This window comes from Neorhizobium puerariae (assembly GCF_042429745.1).
Lineage (GTDB): Bacteria > Pseudomonadota > Alphaproteobacteria > Rhizobiales > Rhizobiaceae > Neorhizobium > Neorhizobium puerariae.
Genome location: NZ_JBHMAA010000011.1, coordinates 174,150 through 186,799 on the forward strand (window position 1 = coordinate 174,150; position 12,650 = coordinate 186,799).

Annotated in this window: 10 protein-coding genes; 5 read left to right on the forward strand and 5 right to left on the reverse strand. The window is 63.2% G+C overall.

The window, feature by feature from the left end; all coding sequences use genetic code 11:
- Positions 1 to 61: 61 nt before the first annotated feature.
- From ACFFP0_RS09565 to ACFFP0_RS09580, 4 genes are all read left to right on the forward strand, one after another.
- Positions 62 to 1,138, forward strand: a complete 1,077-nt coding sequence (locus tag ACFFP0_RS09565; RefSeq protein WP_377259594.1) for an efflux RND transporter periplasmic adaptor subunit — start codon at positions 62 to 64, stop codon at positions 1,136 to 1,138.
- A complete protein-coding gene (locus tag ACFFP0_RS09570; RefSeq protein ID WP_377259597.1) occupies positions 1,135 to 2,220 on the forward strand; it encodes an efflux RND transporter periplasmic adaptor subunit in 1,086 nt (361 codons plus the stop codon). The genes ACFFP0_RS09565 and ACFFP0_RS09570 overlap by 4 nt, the downstream gene beginning before the upstream one ends.
- Complete coding sequence (locus ACFFP0_RS09575; RefSeq protein WP_377259600.1) at positions 2,217 to 5,288, forward strand: efflux RND transporter permease subunit; 3,072 nt, start codon at positions 2,217 to 2,219, stop codon at positions 5,286 to 5,288. Before ACFFP0_RS09570 ends, ACFFP0_RS09575 begins: the two co-directional genes overlap by 4 nt.
- 200 nt (positions 5,289 to 5,488) lie before the next feature.
- Complete coding sequence (locus tag ACFFP0_RS09580) at positions 5,489 to 6,568, forward strand: alpha/beta hydrolase (RefSeq protein WP_377260124.1); 1,080 nt, start codon at positions 5,489 to 5,491, stop codon at positions 6,566 to 6,568.
- Positions 6,569 to 6,715: 147 nt separating this feature from the next.
- On the opposite strand, the gene ACFFP0_RS09585 is transcribed toward ACFFP0_RS09580, so the two are convergent.
- The 4 genes from ACFFP0_RS09585 to ACFFP0_RS09600 all read right to left on the reverse strand — a co-directional run bounded on the left by ACFFP0_RS09585 (position 6,716) and on the right by ACFFP0_RS09600 (position 9,849).
- Positions 6,716 to 7,108 (reverse strand): hypothetical protein, encoded by a 393-nt coding sequence (locus ACFFP0_RS09585; RefSeq protein ID WP_377259604.1) that lies wholly within the window; start codon positions 7,106 to 7,108, stop codon positions 6,716 to 6,718.
- A 66-nt stretch (positions 7,109 to 7,174) separates the two neighbouring features.
- Positions 7,175 to 8,878: a hypothetical protein gene (locus ACFFP0_RS09590; protein WP_377259607.1), complete on the reverse strand. Its 1,704-nt coding sequence runs from the start codon at positions 8,876 to 8,878 to the stop codon at positions 7,175 to 7,177.
- An 86-nt stretch (positions 8,879 to 8,964) separates the two neighbouring features.
- Positions 8,965 to 9,447, reverse strand: a complete 483-nt coding sequence (locus ACFFP0_RS09595; RefSeq protein WP_377259610.1) for a hypothetical protein — start codon at positions 9,445 to 9,447, stop codon at positions 8,965 to 8,967.
- Between the two features lie 72 nt (positions 9,448 to 9,519).
- Entirely contained in the window at positions 9,520 to 9,849 is a 330-nt protein-coding gene (locus ACFFP0_RS09600; RefSeq protein WP_377259613.1) for a hypothetical protein, read from the reverse strand.
- Positions 9,850 to 9,984: 135 nt separating this feature from the next.
- Here ACFFP0_RS09600 and ACFFP0_RS09605 point away from each other — a divergent pair, with 135 nt between their 5' ends.
- The gene (locus ACFFP0_RS09605; protein ID WP_377259616.1) at positions 9,985 to 11,178 is read left to right on the forward strand and encodes a helix-turn-helix transcriptional regulator; all 1,194 of its coding nucleotides are present in this window, start codon (positions 9,985 to 9,987) and stop codon (positions 11,176 to 11,178) included.
- 32 nt (positions 11,179 to 11,210) lie between these two features.
- Here the strand turns inward: ACFFP0_RS09605 and ACFFP0_RS09610 are convergent, their stop codons facing one another.
- Positions 11,211 to 12,641 (reverse strand): aldehyde dehydrogenase family protein, encoded by a 1,431-nt coding sequence (locus ACFFP0_RS09610; RefSeq protein WP_377259619.1) that lies wholly within the window; start codon positions 12,639 to 12,641, stop codon positions 11,211 to 11,213.
- Positions 12,642 to 12,650 lie beyond the last annotated feature (9 nt).

Consider the following 12,650-nt stretch of genomic DNA (forward strand, 5'->3'; position numbering starts at 1 on the left):
CTATTGACTAATAAGTCAGTCAATTATATAGGGCGCCGAAGGGACAGCAAGAGGTTATTCGATGAAAGCCATCCTTGTCGCGACGGTGCTCGCCAGCGCCGCTGTACTATCGTCATGCAGCGACCAGCAAGCGTCGGCGGAATCGGCGCCGAGGCGGGTCAGCGTCGTCGTCGCGGCGGAACAATCGCTGACGCAGGGCGGCACCCTCACCGGCGAGGTCCGGGCGCGGGTCCAGACCGATCTTTCCTTCCGGGTGAGCGGCAAGATCGTCGAACGCCTCGTGGACGTCGGAACGCCGGTCAGGGCCGGCCAGCTTCTTGCCCGCATAGACGCCGAGGAACAGAAGGCCGAACTCGATGTCGCCGCTGCGAACCTGCAATCGGCGGAAGCGCAGCAGACCCAGGCGCAGCTGGCCTTCGACCGCCAGCAGAATCTCTTCCGCACGCAGGTGACGACGCGCGCCGCGCTCGATCAGGCCCAGGAGGCGCTGCTGACCGCCCAGGGCGCCACGAAATCGGCGCAGGCGCAGCTGGAGACCGCGCAGGACGCATTGTCCTATACCGAGCTCAGGGCGGATGCCGACGGCATCGTCACGGCGCGCAGCGCCGAAGTGGGACAGGTCGCCCAGGCCGCGCAGGTCATATTTTCCCTGGCCCATGACGGCCCCCGGGATGCCGTCTTCGAAGTCGTCGAAAGCCTTTTCCTCGGGCGTGAGATCGAGCCTTCGGTAACCGTCAAGCTGCTGTCCGATGCCTCGCGGAAGGTCGACGCGAAGATCCGGGAGATTTCTCCCACGATCGATTCGTCCACGGGGACGATCAGGGTCAAGGTGGGGCTCAATGGCGACGTCTCCATGCCCCTCGGAGCCCCCGTTGCCGGAACCTTCCAATACAAGCCGCAGAGCATGATCCAGCTCCCCTGGTCCGCGATGGCCTCGAAAGGCGGCAAGCCCGCCGTCTGGGTGGTCGACCCCGGATCGTCCAGGATTTCCATGCACGCGATCGAGGTCGGCGAATACGAGACCGGCAGCTTCACCGTCAAATCGGGCGTATCGTCGGGAGACGTCGTCGTCTTCGAGGGGATCAAGTTCCTCAGGTCCGGTGAAGTCATAGCCTATGACAAGGGAACGGCAAGATGAACATCCGCACCACAATGATCGCCCTGCTGCTCGGCGCGACGGCCCTTGCATCATGCCAGAAGCAGGAAGAAGCAGCACCCGAAGCCCCTCGCCCGGTGCTTTCCGTCGTCGCAAGGCAAACCCCCGCCGCGTCACTCAGCCTGACGGGTACGATCGAGCCGAAGATCGAGACCGAGCTCGGCTTCCGCGTGCTCGGAAGAATTATCGCCCGCAATGTCGATGTCGGCGATCTGGTGAAGAGAGGAGACGTCGTCGCGTCGATCGATCCGCTGGCGCTTGAACTCGCCGTCAGAAGCGCGCAATCCGACCTTTCGAACGCGCAGGCGCAGCTGACCAACGCCGTGGCGACAGAGCAGCGCCAACGGGCCCTCGCCGAAGCTCGCTCCGGCACTGAGGCCGCGCTCGAGGAGGCTGAACAGGCCAGGAAGACTGCGAGCGCGAATGTCGGCAAGGCTCAGGCCAATCTGGACAAGGCGGAAGAGCAACTGGGATACGCACAGCTCCACGCCGAGTTCGACGGTGTCGTCACCGCGACCTCCGCCGAGATCGGCCAGGTCGTCTCGGCGGGCCAGACGGCGGTGACGATCGCGCGTCCCGAAGAGCGCGACGCGGTCATCGACGTTCCCCAGGCAGCCGCCCAGCACATCAGGATCGGCGCACCGTTTGAGGTGTCGCTCCAGCTCGATCCGTCGATCCGGATACGCGGCATCGCGCGCGAGATCGCGCCGCAGGCGGAGACGGCGACACGCACGCGCAGGACCAAGATCGGCCTGGTCGATCCGCCGGCGGCGTTCCGCCTCGGTTCGGTCATCACGGCCACCGCGACGATCTCAGCCGAGCCCCGGATTCTTCTGCCGGCCTCCGCAGTCCTGCAAAAAGAAGGCTCCACCGACGTCTGGCTCGTCGACGTGGCCGGCGGGAAGGTGATGCTCCGGCCCGTGAAGATAGAAGGCGAGATTGCCGATGGCGGCATGGTCCGGGTGACGGAAGGCGTCGCCCCGGGAGACCGCGTCGTCACGGCCGGCATCCACAAACTGAAGGATGGCCAGGCCATCAGGATCGACCAGGAGGTCAGCGAGTGAAGAAGTTCAACCTCTCCGACTGGGCGCTGGAGCACCGTTCGCTCGTCTGGTATTTCATGCTCGTTTTCGTCCTTGCGGGAACGTTCTCCTATCTCAACCTGGGGCGCGAGGAAGACCCGAACTTCACCATCAAGACGATGGTGATCAACGCGCGATGGCCCGGCGCCTCCGCGGAAGAAGTGGCCCGCCAGGTCACGGACCGCATCGAGAAGAAGCTCGAGGAGCTTGAGAGTCTTGACTATGTCCGAAGCCAGACCGTTGCCGGCCAGACGACCATATTCGTGGAACTGCTGCCGACGACGAAGGCCAGGGATGTCCAGCCCACCTGGGTCCGCGTCCGCAACATGATCAGCGACATCAAGGGCGATTTTCCAAGCGGCGTCGTCGGGCCGTTCTTCAACGACCGCTTCGGCGATGTCTTCGGCAATATCTACGCCTTCACCAGCGACGGCCTCACGCAAAGGCAGCTCCGCGACCTCGTCGAGGATGCCCGCGCCAAGGTGCTGACGGTGGATAATGTCGGAAAGGTGGATATCATCGGCGCGCAGGACGAGGCCATCTATCTCGAATTCTCCACCCGTCAGATCGCAGCCCTCGGGATCGACCGGCAGGCGGTCATCGAGACGCTCCAGGCCCAGAACGCCGTGACGCAGTCCGGTTTCGTCAATGCCGGGCCGGAACGCATCGCCCTGCGCGTCGGCGGCCAATTCACGTCCGAGGAAAGCCTGAAGGCGATCAACCTGCGCGTCAATGACCGCTTCTTCCCGCTGACCGACATCGCCACGATCAGGCGCGGCTACGTCGATCCGCCTTCGTCGCTGTTCCGGTTCAACGGCCAGCCGGCGATCGGCCTTGCCATAGGCATGAAGGTCGGCGCCAACCTTCTCGAATTCGGCGGGGCGCTCGATGCGCAGATGCAGCGGATCGTCGCCGACCTTCCGATCGGCGTGGACGTGAGCCGCGTGTCGGACCAGCCGGCGGTCGTCGATGAGGCCGTTTCCGGGTTCACGCGGGCGCTGTTCGAGGCGATCGCCATCGTCCTCGTCATCAGCTTCATCAGTCTCGGGCTTCGGGCCGGCATGGTGGTGGCGATCTCCATTCCGCTCGTGCTCGCCATCACCTTCGTCTACATGGAATATGCCGGGATCTCGCTGCAGCGCATCTCGCTCGGGGCCCTCATCATCGCGCTCGGCCTGCTTGTCGACGATGCGATGATCGCGGTCGAGATGATGGTCGCGCGCCTCGAGGCCGGCGACGACCTGAGAAAAGCGGCGACCCATGTCTACACGTCGACCGCGTTTCCCATGCTGACGGGGACATTGGTGACCGTCGCGGGCTTCATCCCCGTGGGCCTGAACAGCAGCGCGGCAGGCGAATTCACCTTCACCCTTTTCGTGGTGATCGCCGTTTCGCTCATCGTGTCCTGGATCGTGGCGGTCTTGTTCACGCCGCTTCTCGGCGTGACGATCCTGCCGAAAACCATGAAATCCCATCACGAGACGAAAGGGCGCTTCGCCTCCGCCTTCGCCTGGCTTCTGAGACTCGCAATGCGCTGGAGATGGGCCACGATCGCGCTGACGCTCGCCGTCTTCGCTCTTTCCCTCGGCGGAATGGGACTGGTGCAGCAGCAGTTCTTCCCGGCATCGGACCGCGTGGAACTGATCGTCGACTGGAATCTCCCCCAAAACAGCTCGATTGCCGAGACCAACAGGCAGATCGGCAAGTTCGAGCAGGACATGCTGGCGAACAATGCCGACATAGACCACTGGACGAGCTATGTGGGACAGGGAGCGCCGCGCTTCATCCTGTCCTTCGACGTCCAGACGCCGGACGTCACCTTCGGGCAGACGGTCATCGTCACGAAGGGCCTGGAGGTGCGCGACAAGGTAAGGGCCGAACTGCAGGACTACCTGAACAGGACGTTCCCCGGAACCGATGCCTTCGTGAAGCTGCTGGATATCGGCCCTCCGGTCGGCAAGCCCGTGCAGTACCGCATCAGCGGCCCGGACATCCAGAAGGTGCGCGATCTCTCCCAGCAGTTCGCGTCGATCGTCGGCGGCCATCCCCTGCTCTCGAACATGATCTTCGACTGGAACGAACCTTCAAGGGTGGTCAAGGTCGACGTCCTTCAGGACAAGGCGCGGCAGCTTGGCGTCTCGTCGGAGGATATCGCAACGGTGCTGAACAGCATCGTGGAAGGAGCCTCCGCAACGCAGGTGCGGGACGACATCTACCTGATCGACGTGATCGGCCGGGCCGCGGCTTCCGAGCGCGGTTCCATCGAGACCTTGCAGAACCTGCAGCTGCCGGGATCGAACGGCAAGTCCGTGCCGCTGTCGGCCGTCGCGAACTTCCGCTACGAACTCGAACAGCCGACCATCTGGCGGCGTGACAGGATTCCGACCGTCACCGTCAAGGCCGCGGTCGTCGGGCCGACGCAGCCGGCCACGATCGTCGAGCAGCTTCGGCCGCAGGTGGAGACGTTCGAGAAGGCGCTTCCGGTCGGCTACAAGCTGGAGATCGGCGGGTCCGTCGAATCGAGCGCGGATGCCCAGGGACCGATCGTCGCCGTCGTGCCGCTGATGCTGTTCACCATGGCGACCATCCTGATGCTCCAGCTGCAGAGCTTCAGCCGGCTCTTCCTGGTTTTCGCGGTGGCGCCGACAGCCCTGATCGGGGTCGTCGCCGCGCTGCTCCTCAGCAACGCGCCCATGGGCTTCGTCGCGATCCTCGGGGTGCTCGCACTCATCGGCATCCTGATCCGGAACTCCGTCATCCTGGTCGTCCAGATCGAGAACCTGCGCAAGGAAGGCGTACCCGCGTGGCGGGCCGTCATCGAGGCCACGGAGCATCGCATGCGCCCGATCATGCTGACCGCGGCCGCGGCTACCCTGGCCCTGATCCCGATCTCGCGCGAGATTTTCTGGGGTCCGATGGCCTATGCCATGATGGGCGGGATCGTCGTCGGCACGGCCCTGACGCTCCTCTTCCTCCCCGCGCTCTACGTGACATGGTTCCGGATTCCGAGGGATGAGGATGCCGCAAGCGCCCAAACGGCGGCGGCATGAGCCGAGGCGCTGAAATCCGCCGCGATTCCCGACCGCGATCCCGGGATTTTCGGAAAGCACGGTGCGTCGATTCAATAGGTCAGAGCGTCCTTGATGCGTCCATTCGGACGCATGGCGCTCCGGGAAACGATCGGACAATGAAAGAACATCTTCCAATCCGGTTCTTGAACCTGCAGTCCCTCATCCTGTTCCTGTTCGTGATGCTGGTGTCGTCCGGCTGCGCCAACAGGCCGACGCCGGCGGTCCTCGATCCGGTCCGGCTGGATAAGGCCCCCTCGGAACGGGTGACCATTCTGACCGCCACGAACAGAGGACCGGACGGCACGAAAGCGGCGCTCGGAAGCTCACTGGCGGAAAAGCCGACATACGAGCGCTACGAGATATCGGTGCCGCCCGACAGGAAGAACGCCAGCATCAGCTATCCGACACCGGTGCCGGACCCCAGGCGGCAGTTTGTCGTCACGGGGCGGAGGCAGCTCCCGAAGGAGGCTTTGGTCGAGGAGGCGTCGCGCTCCGCGCAGGCCGACGGCACGGTCGGAATCTTCGTGCACGGTTACAACTACAGCTATCAGGAAGCCCTGTTCCGCCTGGCCCAGATGGCCGCCGATGCAAAGCTCCCGGGCTCCCCGATCCTGTTTTCCTGGCCCTCGGCCGCAGCCGTCGCCGGTTATGTCGCCGACCGGGATGCGAGCCTTTACTCGCGGAGCGACCTCGTATCGCTCGTGCGGTCGCTGGCCGCCGAGAGGTCGGTCAAACGGATCGTCCTGTTCGGACACAGCATGGGAAGCTTCCTGATCATGGAAGCCGTTCGCCAGCTGAAGCTCCAGAAGCAGGACGAAGCCGTCGGAAAGCTGATGGTGATCCTGGCCGCCCCCGATATCGACGTCGACGTGTTCCGGTCCCAGTTGAAGGATATCGGCAGGATGCCCACGCCCATAACCCTTCTCGTTTCGAAAACCGATCGCGCCCTCTCCGTCTCAAGCCTCGTGGGCGGCGAAAGGCCGCGTGTCGGGCGCGTGGATGTCGATGATCCCGTGGTGAAGGACGCGGCCCGGAAAGAGGGCGTTCGTCTGATCGACATCACTTCTGTCGAGGGATCGGACGGACTTGGGCATGACCGCTATGCATCTCTGGCCAAGTTCGGCACGCAGCTTGCCGTCCTGGAAAAGGGCCAGAGTTCGAGCGTCGGCGATGTCGGCGCCTTCGTGTTCGACGCCGCCGGCGCTGCGGTCGCAAGTCCGTTCCGCCTTGCCGGCAGCATGGTCGGCTCCCTGCGGTAGCGGCATTCGCCCATCGGCTCCGCCCTCCCCGCCCCGCCTGCCTCCGTCCGCGGATCAGGCCGTGACGCATTCCCAAACAAGGCCCGCAGCGAACCGTGACGTCGCTGCGGGCGTTTTCCCGGACAGGCCAATGTCATCCCGGCATTGTCAGTTGCATGTGCACAGGGCCTCCGACGCCTCGTCGTTCCAGCGGCTGCCGACATACGTATAGCTCCTGTCGCTCCTGAAGCGCGCGCCCTTCTCGTTGATATGCTCCCATAAGGTCAGGGTGCAGCCCCGGGTCAGCCTGAACGACGATATGTGATCGTTCCAGGACGAGTCATAGGTCGTGGACGGGCAATCCGAATTTCCGTGAGAGACGGAACAGCCGAGGCTCTCGCCATCCACCATGATCATCCTCTCGAGGTTGTCGAGGGTATAGCCGGCTCCGCCGTAGTCGCGATGTTCGAAAATGCGGCACCCGGCAAAGGCGATGGCCGGAAGGCTCGCGAAAGATACTGCCAGAAACGCGTATCTCGCCAGATTGTAAAGAACGGACATTTCCATTTCTCCTCATCGTTCGGTGTCAGAAAACGGAACCTTCGCGAATGTCGTGCAGTCCGGGGATCAGCGCTGGATGGCCGTGATCGTGTAGGTCGGCTTCATCCAGTCCTTCACGCCCTTGATCACCTGCCCCCGAACGGCGATCTCCTGCGTTTCACCGCTTGGCAGCTGGATCTTGAAGAGCGCGGTCGGGTTTCGCTGCAGGGATGGGGGGTCCCCGGAGGCGAGGATGGAAACGACCGCGCCCTCGTAGTCCTCGACTTCCTTCAGCTCCCCCGCGATGAAGCCGAGCAGCTGGTCGCGATGTTCGGGCAGGAGCTTGTCGTCCAGGAGATTGCGCAATGCGGGGAGCTTCGCTTCCGTCAGCCCTGCCCCGGAGCCGTCTCCGTATGCGACCCTGATGTCCTTCAGGACAAGCAGCGCATATGTCGGCTGCAGCTGCTGATAGAATTCGAACGAGCGCATCTGCTCGGACGTGTTCGTCAGGGTGATCGACTCCTGCTTCAGGACACGTTCCCTGTGCTCTATGGATTCGGCGGAATCGTAGGTCCGCTGGTTGAGCTGCCTGGTCGACTCGGTCACCTGGGAGGAAATCGTTTCGAAGGCCGACTGGGCGATGCTGGAACGACGGGAGTCCGTGCTGCCGGATACCCCGAGAGAAGCGTTGACCTCTCCGCCCCACAGACTGTTCGCCGAAGCGTCGCCATGAAAATCCGCATTCATCTGGTAGCGGTAGGCGTCCCGGCTTTCGCTGGCATCCGTCCGGTTGTCCATCTGCTCGTTGAAGTTCTTGACAACGCCGGCATCCTGGCTTTCCAGGATGCTCTGGCGGAGCTGGCTCGTGTTGACGTCTATCGTCTCGGTGACCATCAGGGTGTTGATCGTCACGCCCGGCGGGACATTCTTGGTGTCGACCAGGCGCCCCAGCGTGGGCGGTCCCACATAGGTTTCCAGGCAATAATCCTCGACGAGAAAGAGCTGCGGCCGCGACATGAATTCGGCAAATGAAGGAAAGCGCTCCTCGATCGGCATGATCCGCACGACTTCGTTGCTTCCCGTGTCGTATTGCGCGACCTGCTCCCCGGAGAAGAAGAAGGCGTGCTCTTCTTCCGTCCCGGTGCCGTAGAAGGCAAGTTCGATCTTCTTGCTGAACGGTTCGGGCAGCGCCCATGCCTCGGCGACCGGAATGGGGCCGATATCCTTGTGTCCGTCGAAATAGTTGTGGCGGATGTATTCGCCGTCCTTGAAGAGATGCAGCTTTCCGTGGTGCTTCGCACCCAGCCCATGCAGGGCCGCGTCGCAGCCGTTGGTGAACCACGTATCCCGTGCCGACCACCAGGCATTGACGATCGGTTCCGGACCGGTTTCGACAACCCAGCTTCCTCCATTGGTGGAGTTGAGCCGGATATACTGGTTGTCCTTGAACATGAACCAGACGTGCGGGAACGCCGGCCCTCCCCACGCGGCCGCGTCGATGCCGCTCGAAAACATCAGGGGCCAGGTGTTGCCGCCGAAATTGCCGGCGATGACCTTCGCCTCCTGCTCGAACTTGTTCTGCCGGATGTCGACGTTGAACCGCAGATAGTTGGCGCCCTTGAACAGCCACACGGCGTCCGGCTGCGACGGGTCTGCGTTGAGCGCCGCGTCGAAAAGCCTGGACCGCCTTCGGCCCTGATCCTTGAACGCCGCCCTTTTCAGCCCGAGCGAAATATATGCGGGGCGCAGATCCATCGAGGCGATCTTCCGGTAGTTCTCGTTTGCAGGCATGGACAATTTCCTCCCGTCGCTCCCACCCCTTCCTTCGGGAGGGCGGGAGCCGTAGACAAAGGGTGAATTGATTGACTTGCGAAATACTATGCGAATACTTCGTAGAAGACGTAGTAGGCCGATCCTTCCACGTCGGACTTGGCCAGCCTGGCGATCTCGCCCTGCCCCGCTTCCTGTTCGAACACGGTGATCGATCCGAGAAGATCGTTCGAACTCGAGCTGTCGTAGTCCCACAGCGAGAAGTTGATCGAATAGACGAATTCGAAATCCAGCATCACGGTTGCCGACTGGCCGGCCTGGAAATTCCGCGTCTGTCCTGCCGGCGGCCAGAACGAGGCTCCGAGATCACCGGTCGTATCGGTCGTGATGAACAGGTCGTCGGGGTCCGAGCGCGCCGTATCGATCGCCGCGATGACCTGCGGCAGATTGCTGATGACGCTGCTGAGGGGCGATCCGAACTGCGATGCGGGGATGAAATCGGCAAGCCCCGCGATCGCTTGCGTCGCGCCGAAATCCGTGCCGGAGGCGTGGCGCACGCAGAACAACATTAACAACCTAACCGTAGCCATTGCGGAATCCTCCTCTGGCGGCTGATCGGAATTCAGAATTTTCATGATTGAGGCCGGCGGCTTCCGGACAACCTAGTCCGACACCGATTCCACGAAATAGGTTATGTCGTAGCTGGCGTCTTCGCCGTGCACGTTCTTCCTGGTGTCGAAATCCATGAGGTCGCTCAGGTTCACGGACCCGATTTCGTCGTCTCCGGTCACGTCGGCCTCGACGATCGTGAGATGGAATTCCCCGAATGGGACAACCTGCGTGATATCAAGACGGTAATCGTCTCCCGGCGCAAACGAGCCGATGCGAAACCGGACAGGGCCGATTACGCCATACAAATTGTCGGAACCGGTATAATCGTTGATCGCGTAGCATTTCACTCGCTTTATCGTCACAAATGCCGGTCTAGACATTCCACCCATCCTTCATTTTCGGCAGGAAAGCAGCAACCCATCAGTAACGAATAAAATAATTGCATGATTTACACAGTGACACATCGGACATTCGTCCTATAATATTCTCCCGTTTCCAGTAAGGAGCGGCGAGTTATGCATAAGATGCGCAACAACTCCGAAACTGGCGCCGAGCCTCGGCTCCGCAACGTTTCACCGCATGACCTTTCGGAACTTATCGGTTCCATATACGACTGCGTTCTCGTGCCCTCTCATTGGGAGCAGACCCTGACGGATATCATGCAGGCGCTGTCGGGCGTGTCCGTCATCCTCTCCCTCAACGACCTGCGCAACGACCGTATCCTGATCGACAAGAGCATCGGCTGGGGCGCTGCGGGGCTTGCGGAGAGGCAAAGGCACCTGTCCGAGGTGCATGCACGGATCGGCGAATGGTTTGCCAGGGGGCCGTCCCTCGACGAACCGTTCATCGCCTCGCGCCAGCTCGGACCGGACTATCTGCATGCGTCACCCTACGTACAGCATTGCCTGAAACCCCTCGGCATCGTCGACATCATGCACCAGTTCCTCATGTACACTCCGTCGCATTTCTCGGAACTCGTGATCGGACGGCATGAGCGGCAGGGCGCGATCACCGACCGGGAGGTCGAGATCGCGGGACTGCTGCTGCCGCATCTGCGCCGGGCGGTCACGATCACCAATGTCCTCGATGCGGGCGCCATCGAGCGGGAACGCATCTCCGAAGCGCTCGACGCGCTCCGCTGCGGCTTCATCCTGACCAGCGGGGAAGGGAAGATCCTGCATGCGAACCGCGCGGCCGAGCGGCTGCTGGAAGACGGCGCTGCCGTATACGATGCCAACGGCGTTCTCGCCGCCAGGGCGCCGGACGCGGGACGGGAATTGCGAAAGGCGATCCGCCTCGCCGCCCGGGACGAAGGAACGCTCGGGAAGACCGGTCTTGCCGTCTGCCTTTCCGGATCGCAGGCACTGCCGATGCTGGCCCATGTCCTGCCGATAAACGGCAGCGACCTGCGCGCGCGCCTGAGGCCCGAAGCGGTGGCGGCGGTCTTTGTCCCCCGGCCCGTATCCGCGGGGTCCGGCCTGCCACCGGATGAGACCAAGGAATTCCTGCGCCGCCGGTTCGGACTGACGAAGGCGGAGGCGGACGTCGCGCTGGAGATCGCCAAGGGCGACGGGCGGGATGCCGCGGGAGCCCGGCTCGGGATCACCGCGACAACGGTCCGGGCGCATCTCAGCAACATATTCGAGAAGACCGGGGTGCGCCGCCAGGCCGAACTCGTACGGCTGCTGATGCAGAGCAACGCGGCCTGACGGCATGCCGACGTCGTCGTTCCGCCGCCAGGCTACCAGCCGCTGACCGACTTCACCTCGAGATATTCCTCCAGCCCCCATGCCCCGCCCTCGCGGCCGTTGCCGGATTGCTTGTAACCGCCGAAAGGGCTGCCCGAAGCGCGGCCGACGCCGTTCATCTGCACCATGCCGGAGCGCAGCCTGCGGGCGATGCGGCGGGCGCGATCCTTGTCACCCGTCTGCACCTGCGCATTCAGCCCGTAGGGCGTATCGTTGGCGATGCGGATCGCTTCCGCCTCGTCGGAGAAGGGAATCATGCAGAGGACCGGGCCGAAGATTTCCTCGCGGGCGATCCGCATGTCGTTATCGACATCCGCGAAGATCGTCGGGCGGACATAGTAGCCCTCCTCCAGCCCCTCGGGACGCCCGGGACCGCCGGCCGCAAGCCGCGCGCCTTCGGCGATGCCGGCCATGATCAGCGCCTGGATGCGCTCGTATTGCGTCGCCGACACGACCGGCCCGATATGGGAACCCTCCTTCGCCGGGTCGTCCACCTGCGTCTGTGAGGCGACACGGACCGCGATCGCCACCGCCTCGTCATAGACGCTGCTTTCCACGAGCATGCGGGTCGGGGCATTGCAGGATTGCCCGCTGTTGGAGAAACAGGCCTTCACGCCGCGCGTGACCGTATCCTCAAGCCCGCAATCGGCGAAGACGATGTTGGGCGACTTGCCGCCGAGTTCCAGCGTCACGCGCTTGACCGTATCGGCCGCCGTCTTCATCACCGAAATCCCGGCGCGGGTGGAACCGGTAAAGCTCATCATGTCGATGCCGGGATGGGCCGCCATCGCCGCGCCGACGGTCGCGCCCGCGCCGTTGACGAGGTTGAAAACCCCTGCCGGAAAACCTGCCTCGTCGATCATCTCGGCGAACAGCAGCGCCGAGAGGGGCGCGATCTCGGAAGGTTTCAGCACCACCGTGCAGCCCACCGCCAGCGCCGGCAGAACCTTGAGCCCGATCTGGTTGATCGGCCAGTTCCACGGCGTGATGAGACCGCAGACGCCGATCGGCTCGCGCAGGATATGGTCGCCGGAACCATCCGGACGCATCGGCCCTTCAAACGGGAAATCGCGCGCGGCGACGAGGAAATTGTTGATCTGGCTGCGGCCGGCTTCCGCCTGCGCCTGTCGCGCGAAACTGATCGGCGCCCCCATTTCGGCGGAGATCGCCCGCGCTATGTCCTCGAACCGGCGGTCGTAGACTTTCTGCAGGCGCTCGATCGCCGCGATACGGTCCTCGTGCCGGGTCTCGCTCCATCCTTCGAACGCACGCCGTGCAGCGGCCACAGCGCGGTCCACATCCTCGGCACCGCCAAGGCTGATCGTGGCGCTGGACCTGCCGTTCGCCGGATTGATGACGTAGAATGGTTCGCCCTTGATCGGCGGCACCCATTGTCCATCGATGTAGAAATTCGTGGTTTTCATGGTTCTGTC

What these genes read in the sequence shown, in the direction of transcription:
- ACFFP0_RS09595 (WP_377259610.1), bottom strand. Translation starts at nt 9,447, where the DNA reads ATGGCTACGGTTAGGTTGTTAATGTTGTTCTGCGTGCGCCACGCCTCC.
- ACFFP0_RS09610 (WP_377259619.1), bottom strand. Translation starts at nt 12,641, where the DNA reads ATGAAAACCACGAATTTCTACATCGATGGACAATGGGTGCCGCCGATC.
- ACFFP0_RS09600 (WP_377259613.1), bottom strand. Translation starts at nt 9,849, where the DNA reads ATGTCTAGACCGGCATTTGTGACGATAAAGCGAGTGAAATGCTACGCG.
- ACFFP0_RS09590 (WP_377259607.1), bottom strand. Translation starts at nt 8,878, where the DNA reads ATGCCTGCAAACGAGAACTACCGGAAGATCGCCTCGATGGATCTGCGC.
- ACFFP0_RS09605 (WP_377259616.1), top strand. Translation starts at nt 9,985, where the DNA reads ATGCATAAGATGCGCAACAACTCCGAAACTGGCGCCGAGCCTCGGCTC.
- ACFFP0_RS09580 (WP_377260124.1), top strand. Translation starts at nt 5,489, where the DNA reads ATGCTGGTGTCGTCCGGCTGCGCCAACAGGCCGACGCCGGCGGTCCTC.
- ACFFP0_RS09585 (WP_377259604.1), bottom strand. Translation starts at nt 7,108, where the DNA reads ATGTCCGTTCTTTACAATCTGGCGAGATACGCGTTTCTGGCAGTATCT.
- ACFFP0_RS09565 (WP_377259594.1), top strand. Translation starts at nt 62, where the DNA reads ATGAAAGCCATCCTTGTCGCGACGGTGCTCGCCAGCGCCGCTGTACTA.
- ACFFP0_RS09570 (WP_377259597.1), top strand. Translation starts at nt 1,135, where the DNA reads ATGAACATCCGCACCACAATGATCGCCCTGCTGCTCGGCGCGACGGCC.